Annotated in this window: 22 protein-coding genes and 1 tRNA gene; 10 read left to right on the forward strand and 13 right to left on the reverse strand. The window is 64.8% G+C overall.

Features of this window, described 5'->3' with window-relative positions; translation table 11 throughout:
• Positions 1-97: 97 nt before the first annotated feature.
• From fdxA to HUK68_RS23500, 3 genes are all read left to right on the forward strand, one after another.
• Positions 98-427 (forward strand): ferredoxin FdxA, encoded by a 330-nt coding sequence (fdxA, locus tag HUK68_RS11155; RefSeq protein ID WP_175504213.1) that lies wholly within the window; start codon positions 98-100, stop codon positions 425-427.
• An 18-nt stretch (positions 428-445) separates the two neighbouring features.
• Positions 446-1507: an NAD(P)/FAD-dependent oxidoreductase gene (locus tag HUK68_RS11160; RefSeq protein ID WP_175504214.1), complete on the forward strand. Its 1062-nt coding sequence runs from the start codon at positions 446-448 to the stop codon at positions 1505-1507.
• A 118-nt stretch (positions 1508-1625) separates the two neighbouring features.
• Positions 1626-2033, forward strand: coding sequence for a hypothetical protein (locus HUK68_RS23500; protein ID WP_350355225.1), 408 nt, complete (start codon positions 1626-1628; stop codon positions 2031-2033).
• A gap of 171 nt (positions 2034-2204) precedes the next feature.
• On the opposite strand, the gene asd is transcribed toward HUK68_RS23500, so the two are convergent.
• Positions 2205-3050, reverse strand: coding sequence for an archaetidylserine decarboxylase (gene asd / locus HUK68_RS11170; protein ID WP_175504215.1), 846 nt, complete (start codon positions 3048-3050; stop codon positions 2205-2207).
• A 362-nt stretch (positions 3051-3412) separates the two neighbouring features.
• On the opposite strand from asd, the gene infA reads away from it, so the two are divergent.
• The 3 genes from infA to HUK68_RS11185 all read left to right on the forward strand — a co-directional run bounded on the left by infA (position 3413) and on the right by HUK68_RS11185 (position 4453).
• Complete coding sequence (infA, locus tag HUK68_RS11175; protein WP_175504216.1) at positions 3413-3661, forward strand: translation initiation factor IF-1; 249 nt, start codon at positions 3413-3415, stop codon at positions 3659-3661.
• Positions 3662-3743: 82 nt separating this feature from the next.
• Positions 3744-3820 (forward strand) — tRNA-Pro (locus tag HUK68_RS11180).
• Positions 3821-3877: 57 nt separating this feature from the next.
• Positions 3878-4453 (forward strand): thermonuclease family protein, encoded by a 576-nt coding sequence (locus HUK68_RS11185; RefSeq protein WP_244146144.1) that lies wholly within the window; start codon positions 3878-3880, stop codon positions 4451-4453.
• A gap of 16 nt (positions 4454-4469) precedes the next feature.
• Here HUK68_RS11185 and HUK68_RS11190 read toward each other — a convergent pair whose 3' ends face one another.
• Positions 4470-4883: a hypothetical protein gene (locus tag HUK68_RS11190; RefSeq protein ID WP_175504217.1), complete on the reverse strand. Its 414-nt coding sequence runs from the start codon at positions 4881-4883 to the stop codon at positions 4470-4472.
• Positions 4884-4979: 96 nt separating this feature from the next.
• The gene (locus tag HUK68_RS11195; RefSeq protein WP_175504218.1) at positions 4980-5192 is read right to left on the reverse strand and encodes a hypothetical protein; all 213 of its coding nucleotides are present in this window, start codon (positions 5190-5192) and stop codon (positions 4980-4982) included.
• A 217-nt stretch (positions 5193-5409) separates the two neighbouring features.
• Between HUK68_RS11195 and HUK68_RS11200 the strand changes: the two genes are divergently transcribed.
• Together HUK68_RS11200 and HUK68_RS11205 are read left to right on the forward strand one after the other, a co-directional pair.
• On the forward strand, positions 5410-6438 hold the full coding sequence (locus HUK68_RS11200) for a porin (protein WP_175504219.1): 1029 nt from the start codon (positions 5410-5412) through the stop codon (positions 6436-6438).
• 224 nt (positions 6439-6662) lie between these two features.
• Positions 6663-6824, forward strand: a complete 162-nt coding sequence (locus HUK68_RS11205; protein ID WP_175504220.1) for a hypothetical protein — start codon at positions 6663-6665, stop codon at positions 6822-6824.
• 30 nt (positions 6825-6854) lie between these two features.
• On the opposite strand, the gene HUK68_RS11210 is transcribed toward HUK68_RS11205, so the two are convergent.
• From HUK68_RS11210 to HUK68_RS11255, 10 genes are all read right to left on the reverse strand, one after another.
• Positions 6855-7592, reverse strand: a complete 738-nt coding sequence (locus HUK68_RS11210; protein ID WP_244146145.1) for a hypothetical protein — start codon at positions 7590-7592, stop codon at positions 6855-6857.
• Positions 7589-8584 carry an MlaD family protein gene (locus tag HUK68_RS11215; protein WP_175504221.1) on the reverse strand — a complete coding sequence of 332 codons (996 nt, stop codon included), beginning with the start codon at positions 8582-8584 and terminating at the stop codon, positions 7589-7591. Before HUK68_RS11215 ends, HUK68_RS11210 begins: the two co-directional genes overlap by 4 nt.
• Positions 8585-8601: 17 nt before the next feature.
• Positions 8602-9405: an MlaE family ABC transporter permease gene (locus HUK68_RS11220; protein WP_175504222.1), complete on the reverse strand. Its 804-nt coding sequence runs from the start codon at positions 9403-9405 to the stop codon at positions 8602-8604.
• Between the two features lie 45 nt (positions 9406-9450).
• Positions 9451-9960 carry a disulfide bond formation protein B gene (locus HUK68_RS11225; RefSeq protein WP_434082439.1) on the reverse strand — a complete coding sequence of 170 codons (510 nt, stop codon included), beginning with the start codon at positions 9958-9960 and terminating at the stop codon, positions 9451-9453.
• Between the two features lie 41 nt (positions 9961-10001).
• On the reverse strand, positions 10002-11126 hold the full coding sequence (locus HUK68_RS11230; protein WP_175504223.1) for a sulfate/molybdate ABC transporter ATP-binding protein: 1125 nt from the start codon (positions 11124-11126) through the stop codon (positions 10002-10004).
• Between the two features lie 13 nt (positions 11127-11139).
• Positions 11140-12063: a sulfate ABC transporter permease subunit CysW gene (cysW, locus tag HUK68_RS11235; RefSeq protein WP_175504224.1), complete on the reverse strand. Its 924-nt coding sequence runs from the start codon at positions 12061-12063 to the stop codon at positions 11140-11142.
• Complete coding sequence (cysT, locus tag HUK68_RS11240; protein ID WP_175504225.1) at positions 12060-12953, reverse strand: sulfate ABC transporter permease subunit CysT; 894 nt, start codon at positions 12951-12953, stop codon at positions 12060-12062. The genes cysW and cysT overlap by 4 nt, the downstream gene beginning before the upstream one ends.
• A gap of 21 nt (positions 12954-12974) precedes the next feature.
• Entirely contained in the window at positions 12975-13976 is a 1002-nt protein-coding gene (locus HUK68_RS11245) for a sulfate ABC transporter substrate-binding protein (protein WP_175504226.1), read from the reverse strand.
• Between the two features lie 146 nt (positions 13977-14122).
• Positions 14123-14698, reverse strand: coding sequence for an RBBP9/YdeN family alpha/beta hydrolase (locus tag HUK68_RS11250; RefSeq protein ID WP_175504227.1), 576 nt, complete (start codon positions 14696-14698; stop codon positions 14123-14125).
• Positions 14699-14767: 69 nt separating this feature from the next.
• Positions 14768-15691 carry a LysR family transcriptional regulator gene (locus tag HUK68_RS11255; RefSeq protein ID WP_175504228.1) on the reverse strand — a complete coding sequence of 308 codons (924 nt, stop codon included), beginning with the start codon at positions 15689-15691 and terminating at the stop codon, positions 14768-14770.
• A gap of 136 nt (positions 15692-15827) precedes the next feature.
• On the opposite strand from HUK68_RS11255, the gene HUK68_RS11260 reads away from it, so the two are divergent.
• On the forward strand, positions 15828-16445 hold the full coding sequence (locus tag HUK68_RS11260) for an FMN-dependent NADH-azoreductase (RefSeq protein ID WP_175504229.1): 618 nt from the start codon (positions 15828-15830) through the stop codon (positions 16443-16445).
• 150 nt (positions 16446-16595) lie between these two features.
• Positions 16596-16970: a hypothetical protein gene (locus tag HUK68_RS11265; protein ID WP_175504230.1), complete on the forward strand. Its 375-nt coding sequence runs from the start codon at positions 16596-16598 to the stop codon at positions 16968-16970.
• Positions 16971-17041: the final 71 nt, after the last annotated feature.

A 17041-nucleotide genomic window follows, 5' to 3' on the forward strand; every position in this document is an offset into this window, starting at 1 on the left:
CCGGCGCTGCGCTTTCCTCATTGCGCATTGCGCCCATGAATCGGCCCGGTGAAATAAAATCGGCTCCGTACTGACCCTATAACTCCAAAGTTCCCTCATGACTCACGTCGTTTCCGAAAACTGCATCCAGTGCAAATACACCGACTGCGTGGACGTATGCCCCGTGGACTGCTTCCGCGAAGGCCCGAACATGCTGGTCATCGACCCGGATGAGTGCATCGACTGCGCAGTCTGCATTCCCGAGTGCCCGGCCAACGCGATCTTTGCCGAAGAAGACGTGCCGCCCGATCAGCTGGCCTTCATCAAGCTCAACGCCGAGCTGGCCGTGGCACAGGGCTGGAAGAGCATCACCAAGCGCAAGAACGCGTTGCCCGACGCCGACGACTTCAACGGCCAGCCCGGCAAGATTGCCGCGCTGCAGCGCTGAGCGCCTGAGCTGCGTCGGATGACCGCGCACGCCGCCCTTCCTCCCGTCGACACCGATGCCGTGGTGATCGGCGCTGGCCCGGCCGGCCTGTTCCAGGCCTTCCAGCTGGGCCTGCAAGGGCTGGGAGTGCATATCGTCGATGCCCTGCCCCATGCGGGCGGCCAGTGCGCGCAGCTCTATGGCGACAAGCCGATCTACGACGTGCCCGGCATTCCGGTCTGCACCGGCCACGAACTCGTGGCACGGCTGCTCGCGCAGCTCGCGCCGATCAAGCCGCAATGGCATCTGGGCAGCCAGGTGCAGGCGCTGCAAACCCTGGATGATGGCCGCTTCCTGCTGACCACCTCCGCCGGAACGCAATTGCGCGCCCGCTGCGTGTTCGTTGCCGCAGGCGTGGGGGCGTTCGTGCCGCGCACGCTCAAGATCGAAGGCATCGAAGCCCACCTGGGCCGCCAGCTGTACTACCATCCCGCCCACGCCGAGGTGGCTGCGGGCCAGCGCATCGTGGTGCATGGCGGCGACGAGGACGCGGTGGCCGCGGCCGTCGATGGCGCCGAAGCCCACCCCGCAGCCCAGGTCACGCTGCTGCACCGCCGCGATGTGTTCCAGGCCGCGCCCGACCTGCTGGCACGCCTTCAGGCATTGCGCGATGCGGGCCGCATCACCGTGGTCGCGGCGCAGATCAGCGGCATCGAGGAGCAAGAGGGCCGCTTGTGCGCGCTGCAGCTCACCGACCCGCAAGGCGACGCCCGGCGCCTGCCGCTGGATCAACTCTGGGTTTACCTGGGCATCTCGCCGCGCCTGGGCCCGGTGGCCGACTGGGGCCTGGCCATCGAACGCAAGCAGTTGCTGGTCGATGCTGCCACATTTGCCACCAGCCAGCCCGGCATCTACGCCGTTGGCGACATCAACAGCTATCCCGGCAAGCGCCGGCTGATCCTGTGTGCCTTCCATGAAGCCACCATGGCCGCATTCGCTGCAGCCGAATGGCTCAGCGGCCAGAAAGTGCTGCTGCAATACACGACGACCAGCGCGCGGCTGCACGGCATCCTGGGCGTGCAGCACTCCGACGCCAGCTGAGCGCCTGCGCTGCCTGGCGTCGAGGTGCATCCAGGCAAATTCATTGCGCTTTCAGACATTTGCCCTTAACTTTGAGCGCGGACTGTCGATAAATGGCTTATTTGCCCAGACTGCGCCTATGCAATCCTTAACTACTTCACCGGAAAATGCTGTTGGGGCGGCCCACGTCGGGGCGGCCCACGTCGGGGCGGCCCAAGTCGAGGCCGTCTATACAGAGGAGGTCTTTGCCGAGGCGGCCTATGCCGGGGCGGCCTATGCCGAGGCGGCCTTTGCCGAGGCGGCCAAGCCCCACCCTGCTCCCGTGCCCGCGCGCAGCTTCACCTTCGACATGCCGCTGTTCCGGCCCGGTGTCGAAGTCCAGGAAGGCGGCCGTACCGAAACCGTGAGCCATGTGATCCTGCGCCGGCGCGAAATGATGGTCTACCTGGTAGGCCGCGAAGAGCCGGTACGCCCGGATCGCCTGCGGCTGCCGCCGACGCGCTTCACCACGGCCCGCCGTGCCGAAGGGCTGAGCTGGTTCCTCTAGGTCGCTGCCGCGTCCGCTGAGCCGTCCTGAGGACTGTTGGGCTCGGCCCCGCTCGTACTCAGACCGGCGAAGGCGCGATGCACGCGGTTGCGCTTGTCCTGATCCTCAGCATGCCTAAGGATCGGAGGATCAACGGCCACCTTCCCCACTCCCTGGAAGTGGCCGCTCCTGTCACTCCCGCTCTGCCAGCGCCTCGCCCAGGCGCACGGAACTGCCCGCCTGCCACATCGGATTGAACAGCAGCGGGCCCTTGGGAAACAGCAGCACCACCGTCGAGCCGAGCAGGAAACGCCCCATTTCCTCGCCCTTGCGCAGCAGCGGACCGTCCTGGCCATATTGCCAGCGGCGGATCTCGGCGCTGCGCGGCGGGTTGACCTGGCCATGCCATACGGTGGCCATGCTGCCGACAATCGTGGCGCCCACCAGCACCATGACAAACGGACCTTCAGCCGAGTCAAACGTGCAGACCACGCGCTCGTTGCGTGCAAACAGCCCTGGCACGCCGCGCGCCGTCAGCGGATTGACCGAGAACAGGTCGCCAGGCACATAGACCATCTCACGCAGGCGGCCATCGCAGGGCATGTGGATGCGGTGGTAATCGCTTGGGCTCAGGTAAATGGTTGCGAAGTGGCCGTTGTCGAATTCGGCGGCCAGCTCGGCATCGCCACCCACCAGCGCCCGCGTCGAATAATGGTGGCCCTTGGCCTGGAAGATCTGGTCGCCGGCAATCGCTCCGAGCTGGCTCACCGCGCCATCGACCGGGCACAGCAAAGGCGCATCGGCCAGCCTGCGCGCGTCTGCACGCAGGCTGCGCGTGAAAAACGCATTGAAGGTGTCATAGCTCGCCGGGTCGGAATTCTCGGCTTCCGTCATATCCACCTTGTAGTGCGCAATGAAGCGCTTGATCACCCAGGTGGTCAATCCACCGGCCCGGGCGCTTGCCAGACGGCCCATCAAGGCCGTGAGCGCCTGCTTGGGCAACAGATATTGGGGAAGCACGGCAAGGCGGTCAGACACGGATAGGTTTCCAGATGGTTCTTGTAGAGCAGGGCATTCTAGCCATGCATTTGCACCGGCAGCCATTCGGGATGGCCCGCCCTGCCCGCCTGAATCGGCGTGCAGCAGACATTGCACAACACTCGTTTTGCGCCACTGTGGCAGGCGCAACGCCTACGGGTTACAATCTAGGAGATTCCGTACAGCCCCGCGCCTGTACGAATGAAGCCGTTTTCCGGCCTTCTGACCGCTGGTCGCCAGGAGCACAGCGGCTTGCACCGCCTGCCCTGCACAGTACCTTCAGTGGCCCCAACGGGTCCGTGCATGCTGCTGTGTCTTTTCCCCAGGCGCGCCGACCCAGATTTATATGAGAGATTGAGAATATGGCCAAAGAAGAATTGATTGAAATGCAAGGCTCCGTCACGGAAGTCCTGCCCGACTCGCGCTTTCGCGTGACGCTGGAAAACGGACACCAACTGATTGCCTATACCGGCGGCAAGATGCGCAAGCACCACATCCGCATTCTGGCTGGCGACAAGGTGTCGCTGGAAATGTCGCCCTACGACCTGACGAAGGGCCGCATCACGTTCCGCCATCTGGCCGGCCGTGGCCCGGGCCCTGCGCCGCGCTGACAAGGTGGTTTCCACGTTATTTTTGAATTATTTTTGAAAATTCAAAAAAGCGCTTGGAAAACCCCCTTAGAATTCATTTTGTCGGAGCGTAGCGCAGCCTGGTAGCGCATCTGCTTTGGGAGCAGAGGGTCGCGAGTTCGAATCCCGCCGCTCCGACCATTGATTCAAGGCCTTGGCTAGAAATAGCCAAGGCCTTTTGTCTATTTGAATCTGAAAATGACGTGGGAGCTGTCAGACCTCGTGCGGGGCTTGGCCCAATCCCCGCAGCCACTGTTTCTCGCACGCAGCCCATCGCTGACACGCCACGCCACCACTGCCAATGGGGCCAGGCAGTTGCGGCATCATGCGCAGATGATTTCCGCGCTGCTGGTCTGCATGGTGATCGGCATCCATGATGGCGACTCCTTTCTGGCGCGCTGCGGGCCGCCTGGCGATATGCGCGAACGCGAGCTCCGCGTCCATGGCATCGACGCTCCCGAGCGCTATCAGTCCTTCAGCGACACATCACGCAGCAGCCTGGCCGCGCTGTGCCTGAATGTCCCCGCACACATCCGCCCCATAGAAACCGATCGATATGGGCGCTCCATCGCACAGGTCGAATGCCGCGGGCGGGATGTGGCAAGGCACCAGGTGGCCAGGGGCATGGCTTGGGTCTACACCCGGTACGCCGACACGCGCCCTGATCTCCCGCCACTCCAGGCACAGGCGCGCAAGAGCCATGCAGGCCTCTGGGCATACAGCGACCCGGTGCCCCCATGGCAGTGGCGCCACGCACAGGCGCACGCCCGTTGAGACACGCGGCGCCTCATCAATAGCAGGCTTCGAACTGCTCCTGCGTCTTACGGTCCAGATCACGCAGCATGAGCACGCCCGCGCTCTTGCTGAAACGGAAATGCCTTTTGACCAAGCGATCGGTCAGGAAGCACTCGCTGTGCACCTCCATGCCTTCCTTGTCGAGGGCCACCGGCTCCGTTGCACGGCACACCATGGCGTCAAGGCTGTTATCCGCCTCAGGATTCATGTAACCGTAGCGGAAATAGCGCGCCTGAATCACCAGATACGCAGGCGACGCCGGGGTTTGCCTCTCGTCGCGCCGGCAAGTGTGCGCCGAGCGCTCGGCCAGATAGCTGCCAAAGAACTCTTCTGGGATCAGGTGCTCGGGCGCGGCATGGGCGCCTGCAAATGCAAGCACGCCAAGGCAGGCAACGAAAAGTTTGCGCATGGATCGACTCATCAAAGTGACCAGAGCCCGATCTTAATAGTGCTAAACTATTAAATCAACAATACCGATAATAAATTAAACGCAGGTTGTTACACGCTACAGCGGCGCGCGGTCGCCGGAGGCGATCCGGCGGATCGCATCCAGCGCGGCCTCGCGGGTGGGCCAGCTTTCGCCATTCAGCAGGATGTTGTGTTCGTCCACTACGAAACTGGAGCAATACCAGACGCCGTCGGCCTGGCACAGCGTTGCGCTGTAGGTGCTTCCATCACTCTCGCCAAACACTTGTTCTCCAGGGACTTCGGATTGCATAGGTATTTCCTTTGTTGTGGCACGTGAGCCATTTTGCGACGCGCAAACCAATGCAGCAACACGGCGTTGGTCCACGGCGTCTGCCGCCCATGTTGGCAGCGGGCAACAGTAATAGCGCCGTAATAAGCTAATTTGCGCGTAGGACAACACCGCTTTAACAAGTTGGCACATCTCTTGCTATAGTCCGTTACCTAATCTTTTATTACAGGAGTCCCCTATGAAGAAGTCCCTGCTCGCCATGGTTGCAGTCCTGGCCTGCGCTGGCGCGGCACACGCCCAAAGCACGGTCAAAATTTCCGGCTTGGTCGACGTTTACGCCGGCTCGATGCAGTACGCCGGCGCTCAGCGCACCAGCACCGTGGGTTCGGGCGGCATGACGACCTCTTGGCTCGGCTTCTTCGGCACGGAAGACCTCGGCGGCGGCCTCAAGGCGGAGTTCGCGATCTCGTCCTTCCTGCGCGCCGACGTCGGCAATCTGGGCCGTTACGACGGCGACCCGGCCTTCTCGCGCGATGCCAACGTCGCACTGTCGGGCGGTTTCGGTACCCTGCGCCTGGGCCGCTCGATGGCCCCGAATTTCCTGCCCACCATCCTGGCCAACCCCTACGGCGACTCGTTCACCATTTCGCCGCTGGTGCTGCATGCCAACATCGCCAACGTGCCGGTCTGGGGCTTTGGCAACCTGACGACGCCTGCCGATACCGGCTGGAGCAACCAGGTGACCTACACCACCCCCAGCTTTGGCGGCTTCAAGGCCAACCTGCACTACCAGTTCGGCGAGCAAGCCGGCGACTCGGGCAAGCGCAATGTGGGCGTGAACGCGCTGTACTTCGGCGGTCCGCTGACGCTGGTTGGCTTCTACGAGAACGCCAAGATCAGCAACCCGGTCAACCCCTCGCCGATGAACACCAAGTCCGACTGGATGCTGGGCGGCGCCTACGACTTCGGCGTTGCCAAGGCCTATGGCACCTACGGCCGCGCGGAAGTCGACGCCACCAACTTCGAGGCACGTACGGCTTCGCTCGGCCTGGATGTGCCGGTGTTCAACAAGGCGGGTACCGTGAAGGCCGCCGTGGCACGCACCGAAGTGGAAGGCACGGTCAATGCAACGCGCACCACCACGAGCATTGGCTACGACCACTTCCTGTCCAAGCGCACCGACCTGTATGCCGTGGCGATGTACGACAAGGTTACCGATGTGCGTTCGGGCACCAGCCTGGTGCTTGGCGTGCGCCACCGTTTCTAAACGGCGCTGTTGCGGTGCGCCCCCTGGGGTCCTGCACTGCAGCAAAAAGCGAAGCCGGCGGCTTCGCTTTTTTTTCGCCTACCTAGCGGACTGTCATCCAAGTGTCAAGCGGATGCGCATTTGTCCCACAGGCGTGGTCGAGGATAAGCGGTGCAATCGAGGTGTGCAGGGTTTGCCCTCACAGCCGATCGTCCCGCCGCCACCAACCTGTCCAGGAGGCCGCCATGAAAGCCTTCCCATCCGTTTCCCGCCACCCGCTCGTCGCCTTTGCCGTCACCGTAGTGCTGGCAATCTCTTCCATGGGCTCGATGCTGTGGATCGACAACGCCGCCCAGGCTGCCGACAGCCTGCAGGTGGTGGATCTGTTCACACTGCTCGAGGAGTGACCCGGGCGCGCAAGCGCGCCCTGCCGCCTGTCACGGCAATGCATTCGCTGAAGCAGCAGGCGTCGTGGAGTGCTGCGGGCCTGGACGCATCTGCCCCTGCAGTACCTGCACGCGCCGCTCCATCCGCTGAGCCTGGTCCTCATCACCGCGTCGCCGCGCTTCGCGCACCGAAAGCAGCAGCCAGGCAAGCAAGGGCCGACGCCATCCCTGGCCTGCCGCGGTGTCGACGGCTTCGGCCAGCAATCCCGCAGTGGGACCGTGCGCACGCAGTGCCATCGACGCAGCAAGCAGCCGTGAAAGCGGCGCTTTGATCGCCTGAACCGCAGCCAGTGCGGCTTTGGCGTCGCCAGCGCGCGCCACCGCTTGCTGGGCCTCGGGCAGCAGCGCGATCGCCTGGGGCGCCATGGCTGCGGCCTGCAGATAAAGCGCATAAGCCTGTTCGGGCGGGTCCGCATCGATGGCCAGCGCCTGGTACTCGCTGCACCCCTCCCATTGCAGGCTCGCATGCTCCACGGCGCAACGCATCAATGCCAACCGGGCGAGCAACTGCGGGCTGGCGGTACGCTCCACTTCGGCGCGCGCCTTGCTCCATTCCAGCGCCTGTACCCGCTGATCGGCCTTGAGATACGCCTGGGTGGCACGGTCGGCCGCCGATTCGGCATTGAGCGCCCAATCGGCCGCTGGCGGTTTCTGGCTGCACGCCGCCAGCGCGCAGCAGCACAGGGCGAAGAGCGCCGGGCGCATCGAGAGACCCAGGATGGTTTTCACGGCAACTCCAGTTCCGGCTTGCGCGCAAACGGCCACTTGCGCTGGATGTCGCCAAGAATGTCTTCCAGACGGCGCAGATTGCTCTCCACCTCGCTGCGCAGTGCCCCGAGGTCGCCGCTTGCTTCCCGGGCATTGGCACCCACCGCCTGGGCTTCGACCAATACCGCGTCGACCTTGCGCAGGCTCTGGCGCGTATCGGCCAGCAGCCCGTTGAGTTGCACCACCGTGGCGCGCACCTCGGGCATCACGCCGTCGGCATCGAATACCTGGCGGTCGGCCCGCACCACCAGCTGTTCCATGCGGGCCATCAGCGCGTTGGCACGCTCGAGCGTGAGCACCACCTTGCGCGCATCGGCCTCGTTGCCCATGACGACGCCCAGCGCGCCGCCCGGGCCCTGCAGGCGTTGCGCCAGCGACTGCACCTGGCCCAGCGCTCCGCCCAGCGCGGAATCCTGCGCCGTCATCGCGCCCAGGTTGCTCAGCAGCTCCTTGGCCGACGCCATGATCTGCGGAATTTCCGCCGTCGCATCGCCGCGCAGCACCGGCCGCTCGGCATCGGGCGGCAGGGCAGGATCGGCCAAGATGCCGCTATAGGCCTTGATGGTCGTGCCGCCGACCAGGCCACGCACCAGCGTGAAGATGCTGCTCTCGCGCAGCCAGTGCGCGTCCTTGCGCGGCACGTCGACGAGGATGCGCACGTTGCCGTCTTCCGACAGCTGGATCTCGCGCACCCGCCCGATCGGAAAACCCGAGAAGGTCATGTCCATGCCCACCACCACGCCTTCCGAATCGTCAGTGGTCAACACCAGGCGCTGCGTGGGCTCGAAGGCCCCGCGCGAATACAGCAGGTAGAGTGCCGAGCCCAGCAACAGCGCCAGCGTGAACAGCAGCAAGGCCGCGGCCTTGGCACGCAGATGGGCCACGGGGCGCAGCTCGACGCCTTCGGTCGAAGCAGGCACTGGCGCGTGCGCAGCCGGGGGGTTGGGGTTCATCGGCAAGCTCCAAAACCTCAATAGTAATTGCCCATCAGTGAAAGAATCTCTATCACCAGCAACACGGCGAACATGCGCGTCAGGCCGCCGAGCTCACGCCCCTCGTGGCGCAGCCGCTGCAAAGGCGAGTACCAGCCCGAGGACAGTGGAATCAGCGCCACCGCCAGGCTGAAGAAGGCGGTCTTGAGTGTGAACACCAGGGTCACGACCGGGGAAAACACATGGCCGAACAGCCGGGTGTAGGCCGGCAGCCCCGCCAGCGTGAATCCATAGACGCTGAGATAGACCGTGACCAGCGCCACGACGCAGCTGAGTGCGGCCAGCGTGAGGCAGGCAAACAGTCCGCCCACGGCGCGCGGCAGCAATTCGCTGCGCACCGGGTCCAGCCCGCGCCGCTGCAGCACATCGGCATGGCCGCGCAGCCGCATCTGGATCAGCTGCGAGCCGTTGGGAATGGTGCAGCGCATGGCGACAAACAGGCAGGCGGTCAGCGGAATCAGTTCCAGCACCAAGACCCGCACCACCATTTCCAGCGCATAGCGCGACAAGCCATAGCTCAAGGCAGTGACGATCACGATGCGGGTGATCACCGCGCACAGCAGCGCCGCGAGGGCCGTGAAACCCAGCAGCACGGGACCGGTCTGCACGTAGAGCTGATAAGCCATGCGCGCGCGCAACTGGCCGCGATAGCTCGAGGGCGACAGCAGCAGCACCAGCACCACGGCGCCCAGGTAGACGCTGCGCCACCAGGCCAGTGCCGTCTCGGCCGCGCCGTCCCACAGGCGCGCGGCAAAACCCCAGGTGGTATGGCTCACGTTCATGCTGGCAATGATACGGGGCGGCTGGCGCCCCGCAGGCCGGATGCGTCAGCGCGCCGTGCGCTGGCGCACGAACAGCGCCAGCAGCGCCAGCGCCATCAGCACGAAGGCAATGAACGACCAGTTGGCGATCGAGCCGCCGAGGAAGGTCCAGTCGATGGCGGTGCAGTCGCCCGAGCCGCGGAAGATCATGGGAATCGCGCGGCTCAAAGGATAGTTCTCGACCATGCCGTAGAAGTCGCGGCCACAGGTCGCGATCTCCGGGGGATTCCACTGCAGCCAGCTCTGGCGCGCGGCAACAAAGGCACCGAAGCCCGCGGCCAGCAGCGCCAAGACGCCCCACCCCAGCCCCCAGCCACGGCCGCCGCGCAGGCTGCCCAGGCCGGTGAACAGCGCCACGCCAATCAGCGCATAGCGCTGCACGATGCACATCGGGCAGGGCTCGAGGCCGACGCCATACTGCAGGTACATGCCAAACGCCAGCATTGCCACGCAGGCCGCGCTGATCAGCGCCAGCACGCGGCGCGGCGCCGTTTCAAACCAGTTCAACAACAACATTTCCATCCTTCATGGGCCGCAGCAGCCGGCCCCGAAGGACCTCAGATGCCTGCAGCCTGGTCAATGAACACCTTGGCCCTGCGCGGTGTCACCACCAGCGTTTCGCCCTCACGCAAACCCATGTCCTTGAACTGCTGCGCAGGAATCTGCGCTTCGATCAGGGCATCCTCTCCACTTTGCGTGGTGGAATGATTATCGTCGTCTGGAATAAGTTCCAGGCGCGCAATCGGGCCCACCACGATGGCGCGATCGAGGCGCGCCACGATGCCGCGCGGCCGGCCCTGGGCATCGAGGCCCTGGCCCGGCGAATAGCGCTCGACATCGAGGTCGTGCGGGCGCACATAGGCAAAGGCCTTGGCGTCCTTGGCGTCGTCGGCCTCGGGCGCATCGAGCTCGATGCCGCTCATGTGCACCAGGCCCTCATGCGCACGGCCCTGGAACAGGTTCACGTCGCCGAGGAAACCGTAGACGAACGGGCTCGCGGGGTTTTCCCAGACTTCCTGGGGCGAACCGCTCTGCTCGATCCTGCCCTGGTTGATGACCACCACGCGGTCGGCCACTTCGAGCGCCTCTTCCTGGTCGTGGGTCACGAAGATCGAGGTCACATGCAGTTCGTCGTGCAGGCGTCGCAGCCAGCGGCGCAGTTCCTTGCGCACCTTGGCGTCGAGCGCGCCGAACGGCTCGTCCAGCAGCAGCACCTTGGGCTCGACCGCCAGCGCGCGCGCCAATGCAATGCGCTGGCGCTGGCCGCCCGAGAGCTGCGACGGATGGCGGTCGGCCAGCCAGTCGAGCTGCACCAGCTTGAGCAGGTCCATGACCTTGGTGCGAATCTGCGCCTCGGTAGGACGCTGCTTGCGCGGCTTGATGCGCAGGCCGAACGCGACGTTCTCGAACACCGTCATGTGGCGGAACAGCGCATAGTGCTGGAACACGAAGCCGACATTGCGCTCGCGCACATGCACATCGGTGGTGTCCTCGCCGCTGAAATGGATGGTGCCGACGTCGGGCGTTTCCAGGCCGGCAATGATGCGCAGCAGCGTGGTCTTGCCGCAGCCCGAGGGGCCCAGCAGCGCGATCAGTTCGCCGGAGTTGATGTCCAGGCTCACATCGCGCAGCGCCTGGAAGCTGCCGAACTGCTTGCTGACATTGCGGATTTCGATACTCATGGTGTTTCTTCCTTCAGCGGATGCCCGCTGGCGTCGGCAGCGGCGTGGGCCGCTCGGGAGGCAGGTCTGCGGTCGCGGCCAGCTCGCGCTCGGCGCGCCACTCGGCAACCGACTTCACCAACAGCGTCACGAGCGCCAGCAGCGCCAGCAAAGAGGCAGCGGCAAATGCCGCAACCGACTGGTATTCGTTGTAGAGGATTTCGACGTGCAGCGGGATGGTGTTGGTCTGGCCGCGGATATGGCCCGACACCACCGACACCGCGCCGAACTCGCCCATGGCGCGCGCATTGCACAGGATCACCCCATACAGCAGACCCCATTTGATGTTGGGCAGCGTGACCTTGTAGAAGGTCTGCCAGCCGGTCGCGCCCAGCACGATGGCCGCCTGCTCCTCGTCGCTGCCCTGGGCCTGCATCAGCGGTATCAATTCGCGCGCAATGAACGGGAAGGTGACGAAGATCGTTGCCAGCACGATGCCGGGCACGGCAAAGATGATCTTGATGTCGTGGGCTTGCAGCCAGGGACCGAGCCAGCCATGCGAGCCGAACATCAGCACGTAGGTCAGGCCCGCGACCACGGGCGAGACCGAGAACGGCAGGTCGACCAGCGTGGTCAGGAACGCCTTGCCCTTGAACTCGTACTTGGCGATGCACCAGGCCGCGGCGACACCGAACACCAGGTTCAACGGCACCGCGATCAAGGCGGTGATCAGCGTCAGCTTGATGGCCGACCAGGCATCGGGCTCGCGCAGGCCATCGAGGTAGGCGCCAAAGCCCTTGCGCAGCGCCTCGGTGAACACCGCGGCCAGCGGCAGCACCAGGAACAGCAGCAGGAAAGCCAGCGCGATGCCGATCAGCGTCCAGCGCACCCAGGGTGCCTCGGTCGTGCCGGCCTTGGCGCGGCGTACCGGGCTGCGGGAGGAGGAGATTCCACTCATGCCGGCGCTCCTGCGTGGCGGCGCTGCCAGGCTTGCAGCGCATTGATGATCAACAGCAGCACGAAGGAGATGACCAGCATCACCACTGCCACGGCGGTGGCGCCGGCATAGTCGTATTGCTCGAGCTTGCCGATGATGATCAGCGGCGTGATCTCGGAAATCATGGGCATGTTGCCGGCAATGAAGATGACCGAGCCATACTCGCCGACGGCGCGGGCAAACGCCATCGCAAAGCCGGTGAGCAGCGCCGGCGTGATGCTCGGCAGGATCACCTTGACGAAGATCTGCAGGCGTGTCGCGCCCAGGCTGGTGGCCGCCTCTTCCAGTTCCTTTTCCGCATCCTCGAGCACCGGCTGCACCGTGCGCACGACAAACGGCAGGCCGATGAAGATCAAGGCGATGACGATGCCCGCGGGCTTGAACGCCAGCTGGATGCCCAGTGGCTCGAGATACTGGCCGATCCAGCCATTGCCCGCGAGCAGCGCCGTGAGCGAGATGCCGGCCACGGCCGTGGGCAGCGCAAATGGCAGGTCGACCAGCGCGTCGACGATCTTCTTGCCAGGAAACCGGTAGCGCACCAGCACCCAGGCAATCAGCAGGCCGAACACCAGGTTGACCAGCGCCGCGATCAGCGAGGCGCCGAACGTCAGCCGGTACGACGCCATGACGCGCGGCGCGCTCACGGCCTCCCAGAACTGGGGCCAGGTCATGGTGAAGGTCTTGAAGACCAGCGCCGACAGCGGGATCAGCACGATGATGCTGAGGTAGAACAGCGTGTAGCCAAGCGTGAGCCCGAAGCCGGGCAGCACGCGTTTGGCGCCACGGCCGCGCCGGCGGGGCGTGGCCGCGGCAAGGGATGCGGCCGGAGCCGAGTTAGCAGCGGATGCCATGGTGCAGGAGCGCGCGCCGGCTTACTTGCCAGGCGTGTAGAGCTTGTCGAACTGTCCGCCGTCGTTGAAGTGCACCTTCTGGGCTTCGGACAGCGAGCCGAAGTACTTGGCCACGGTGAATTGCTTGAGCGGCTTGAACGTCGCGGCATGCTTCTTCAGCACCGCTTCCGAGCGCGGGCGCAGCGCATGCTGGGCGGCAATCTCCTGTGCCTCTTCCGAGTACAGGTAGTCCAGGTAATCCTTGGCCAGCGTGCCCGTGCCCTTCTTGGCAACCGTGCGTTCCACCACGGCCACGGGATTCTCGGCAACGATCGACGACGAGGGATAGACCGCCTGGACCTTGCCCTTGCCGAATTCGCGGTCGATGGAGATGACTTCGGATTCGAAGGTGATCAGCACGTCGCCGATATTGCGCTGCAGGAAGATCGCGGTCGCGTCGCGGCCGCCCTTGCCCAGCACCGGCACGTTCTTGTAGAGCTTGCCGACGAATTCGGCAGCCTGCGCCTCGGTCGCGCCCTTCTCGCGCGCCGCACCCCACGCGGCCAGATAGGCATAGCGGCCGTTGCCGCCGGTCTTGGGGTTGACCACGACGACCTGCACGCCGGGCTTGATCAGGTCGTCCCAGTCCTTGATGTTCTTGGGATTGCCATTGCGCACCAGGAACAGCATGGTCGAGGTCGTGGGCGAGGCATCATTGGGGAATTTCTTGGCCCAGTCCTTGGCCACCACGCCTTTGCTGGCCAGGAACTCGATGTCGGTGGTCGTGTTCATGGTCACCACGTCTGCATCGAGGCCGTCATTGACCGCACGTGCCTGGGCGCTGGAGCCGGCATGCGACTGGTCGATCTTCACGTCCTTGCCCGTCGTCTTCTTGTAGTGCGCGACGAAGGCCGCGTTGTAGTCCTTGTAGAACTCGCGCGCCACGTCATACGACACATTGAGCAACTGGTTTTGGGCCATTGCCGCGCCGCTGGCCGCAAACGCGAGGCTGGCCAAAACTGTCTTGAGAGTCAGAGATTTCATGGTAGCAAAGCCTGGAACGTAAAGAAGTGTTTCGATTGTGCGAGTTCGACCTTCAAACTCAAACGAATATATTCTTGTTAATTAATCAGCACTGGGAATATAGAGCCAAGCCCGAGACAAGGCCAAGGCCGCCCCGGTGGCGCGGGTCAAGCCTGCAAGGCCGAAGTTTCCGCCGGTGTGGATGACCATGCAAGTCCCGCCGTCAGCGACTGCAGCAGCGCGAGCCCCAACGGCCAGGGGCCGTGCCCCGATTCGACATTGACATGGCCGGCATTCTGCAGCCGCACCAGTTCGCTGCCCCAGGCGCGCGCATAGGCACCCGCAAGCCGGATCGGACAAAAGGGGTCATTGCTGCTTGCCACCAGCACGCTGCGGTAGGGCAGCGCGGCCGAAGGCACGGGCGCGAAGTCGATCAGCTGGGCGCGGCGCTCCGGATCGGCCGGCGCCACGAAAAGCGCGCCGGCGACCCGCCCGACCGCCTCCGCGCCCATGTGTGTCGTGGCAATGCAGCCCAGGCTATGGGCGACGATGACGACCGGCTCGGGGCGCGAGAGCACGCATTCCTCGAGGCGCTGCACCCATGCTTCGCGGTGCGGTGCGATCCAGTCGTCCTGCACCACGCGCTGGGCGCCGGGCAGCTGCTCGGCCCAGAGGCTCTGCCAGTGGCCAGGGCCCGAGTCGCGCCAGCCGGGCACAATCAGAACGCGTGGGTTTGTATGCATGCCTGTTCTCCTTGAGCGCAGATTGTCGGCAGCTTTGCTGGAAATCCCAACGAACCATTGGTTGTTATCTTATGGGTCCGCACGCGGCGCCGTGTGGCTGGTGCCCGGCATGCTTTCAGCGAGGAAATCGAGAAAGCCGCGCACCGCGGGCGACAGGCCGCGCCGCGACGGAAACACCGCATGCACCACGCCCTGCGGCGGCGACCAGCCCGGCAGCAGGTGCACCATGCGGCCATCGGCCAACTCGTCGTGGCACATGTAGTCAGGCAGCCAGCCCATGCCGGTGCCGGCCAGCACCGCGAACTTGAGCGTCAGCAGGTCATCCGCGACGTAGCGTGGGTGATGCACCAGCGTATATTCCTGCCCGCCCGGACCGTGCAGCAACAGGCTCGCGCGCCCGTCCACCGCCGACATTGCCAGGGAGTCGAGCCGCCCGAGTTCCTCGAGCCGCGTGGGCCGCCCCTGGCGGCGCAGCAGTTCGGGGCTCGCCACCAGCACCAGCCGCGACATATCCAGGCGCTTGACCACCATGCTGCCGCTGTCATCGAGCGAGGAGCGCACGCGCAGCGCCACATCGATGCTTTCTTCGACCAGATTCACGGCCCGGTTCGTGACCTGCATTTCCACGCGCACCAATGGGTTGCGCTGCAGATAGACCGGCAGCAATTCGCCCACCACGGTCTGCGCGAGCGTCACGGGACAGCTCACGCGCAGCGTACCGCAGGGCTCGGTGCGCACCTGGGCCACGGTATCGGCCGCGGCCTGCGCGGCATCGCGCATGACCTGACAGTGGCGCAGGTAGGCCTCGCCGACCTCGGTCAGCGACAGCTTGCGCGTGGTGCGCTGCAGCAGGCGTACGCCCAGCCGCGCTTCTAGCTCGGCCACGCGCCGCGACAACCGCGACTTCGGGATGCCCAAAGCCCGTCCCGCAGCCGCAAAACCGCCGCGCTCGACCACCTCGGCGAAATACAGCATGTCATTGAGATCATTCACTCTTGCCTCCAATCGTTCTATTTTCGGAACAATCTATTGCATAAACCGCAGCTTATCAAGCTGTTGTCCCAACGGCATAATCTATACCAAGCTTGACGGAATACCCGTCCCAACCAACACCGAAGGAGCCTTTTCCATGCAACTGCTGCACATCGATTCCGCCATCACCGGCGACATGTCCGTTTCCCGCGAGCTGAGCGCCCGCACCGTGCAGGCGTGGGCCCAGGCCCATCCCGGCCTGCAGGTCGACTACCTGGACCTGGCCCAGGATGCCCCGAGCCACCTGTCCGCCCAGTCCATGGGCTTTCGCACCGGCCAGAACGCCGCGACCGAAGCCGAGCGCGCCGAGAACGCGATTTCCGAGAAGCTCGTGACCCAGTTCCTGGCCGCAGACGTCGTGGTGATCGGCGCGCCGTTCTACAACTTCAGCATTCCCAGCCAGCTCAAGGCCTGGATCGACCGCATTGCCCAGCCCGGCCGCACCTTCCGCTACACCGCGGCCGGCCCCGAAGGCCTGGCCAAGGGCAAGACGGTCATCATCGTCTCGACCCGTGGCGGCGTGTACTCGACCTCCGAAGGCGGCCGCGCGATGGAGCACCAGGAAAGCCTGCTGCAGACCGTGCTCGGCTTCCTGGGCGTGACCGATGTGCGCTTCGTGCGCGCCGAAGGCGTGGCCATGGGCCCAGACGCCAAGGCCGCAGCCCTGGCGCAGGCAGAGGAAGCCATTCGCAGCCAGCTGGCCATTGCCGCTTGAACTGCCGGGCCCGAGCGGCCCGCGCCGCGGTGATGCAGCACTCGCTCACTCGGACATTGCCCCTGCTGTCATGGACACAGGGGCATTTTTTGTTAGGCTAGGGTTTACCCAGAGTTTCACTGCTCCTGCCTTTCTGCCCCCTCCCCAGCCATGTCTTCCGCCCCGCAGCGCCCACGCAAATATACGGACGAGTCCTTTGTCATCAAGGCCGTGACCATCGGGCTGATCATCGCCATCGTCTCGGGCTACCTGCTGAACTGGTATCTGGATGCGCGCAGCAAGCGAGAAATGGACCAGGCCCAGTCCGCGGTCTACCGCCAGTACCTGCGCAGCACCCCGCCCCAGCCGCCGCAGCCCCTGCCGGATGCGGTTGCCGAGCGTTTCAAGGTACGCGACGAATTGCTGGCGCATCCCGGCGTCAAGCCCGGCCCGGGTTTCGCCTCGCCCGGCGTGCAGAGCACGGGCAAGGCGATCGTCGACGCGATCGATGGCGCCCAGGGCCGCCAGGCTGCGCCGCGCTCCTGAAATGGATCTCCGGCTGGAACATTAACCACGGGATTCTCGGTGTTTACAACGCCCGGTGACATCGGATGAAC

The organism is Comamonas antarctica, assembly GCF_013363755.1.
GTDB classification, from domain to species: Bacteria; Pseudomonadota; Gammaproteobacteria; order Burkholderiales; family Burkholderiaceae_C; genus Comamonas; species Comamonas antarctica.

Excerpts from the sequence above, each read along its gene's own strand:
- HUK68_RS11185 (WP_244146144.1), top strand. The coding sequence starts at position 3,878 with ATGACGTGGGAGCTGTCAGACCTCGTGCGGGGCTTGGCCCAATCCCCG.
- HUK68_RS11220 (WP_175504222.1), bottom strand. The coding sequence starts at position 9,405 with ATGAACGTGAGCCATACCACCTGGGGTTTTGCCGCGCGCCTGTGGGAC.
- HUK68_RS11160 (WP_175504214.1), top strand. The coding sequence starts at position 446 with ATGACCGCGCACGCCGCCCTTCCTCCCGTCGACACCGATGCCGTGGTG.
- HUK68_RS11265 (WP_175504230.1), top strand. The coding sequence starts at position 16,596 with ATGTCTTCCGCCCCGCAGCGCCCACGCAAATATACGGACGAGTCCTTT.
- HUK68_RS11225 (WP_434082439.1), bottom strand. The coding sequence starts at position 9,960 with ATGTTGTTGTTGAACTGGTTTGAAACGGCGCCGCGCCGCGTGCTGGCG.
- infA (WP_175504216.1), top strand. The coding sequence starts at position 3,413 with ATGGCCAAAGAAGAATTGATTGAAATGCAAGGCTCCGTCACGGAAGTC.
- HUK68_RS11230 (WP_175504223.1), bottom strand. The coding sequence starts at position 11,126 with ATGAGTATCGAAATCCGCAATGTCAGCAAGCAGTTCGGCAGCTTCCAG.
- HUK68_RS11245 (WP_175504226.1), bottom strand. The coding sequence starts at position 13,976 with ATGAAATCTCTGACTCTCAAGACAGTTTTGGCCAGCCTCGCGTTTGCG.
- HUK68_RS11250 (WP_175504227.1), bottom strand. The coding sequence starts at position 14,698 with ATGCATACAAACCCACGCGTTCTGATTGTGCCCGGCTGGCGCGACTCG.
- HUK68_RS11195 (WP_175504218.1), bottom strand. The coding sequence starts at position 5,192 with ATGCAATCCGAAGTCCCTGGAGAACAAGTGTTTGGCGAGAGTGATGGA.
- HUK68_RS11205 (WP_175504220.1), top strand. The coding sequence starts at position 6,663 with ATGAAAGCCTTCCCATCCGTTTCCCGCCACCCGCTCGTCGCCTTTGCC.
- cysW (WP_175504224.1), bottom strand. The coding sequence starts at position 12,063 with ATGAGTGGAATCTCCTCCTCCCGCAGCCCGGTACGCCGCGCCAAGGCC.
- HUK68_RS11200 (WP_175504219.1), top strand. The coding sequence starts at position 5,410 with ATGAAGAAGTCCCTGCTCGCCATGGTTGCAGTCCTGGCCTGCGCTGGC.
- fdxA (WP_175504213.1), top strand. The coding sequence starts at position 98 with ATGACTCACGTCGTTTCCGAAAACTGCATCCAGTGCAAATACACCGAC.
- HUK68_RS11190 (WP_175504217.1), bottom strand. The coding sequence starts at position 4,883 with ATGCGCAAACTTTTCGTTGCCTGCCTTGGCGTGCTTGCATTTGCAGGC.
- cysT (WP_175504225.1), bottom strand. The coding sequence starts at position 12,953 with ATGGCATCCGCTGCTAACTCGGCTCCGGCCGCATCCCTTGCCGCGGCC.
- HUK68_RS11260 (WP_175504229.1), top strand. The coding sequence starts at position 15,828 with ATGCAACTGCTGCACATCGATTCCGCCATCACCGGCGACATGTCCGTT.
- HUK68_RS23500 (WP_350355225.1), top strand. The coding sequence starts at position 1,626 with ATGCAATCCTTAACTACTTCACCGGAAAATGCTGTTGGGGCGGCCCAC.
- HUK68_RS11215 (WP_175504221.1), bottom strand. The coding sequence starts at position 8,584 with ATGAACCCCAACCCCCCGGCTGCGCACGCGCCAGTGCCTGCTTCGACC.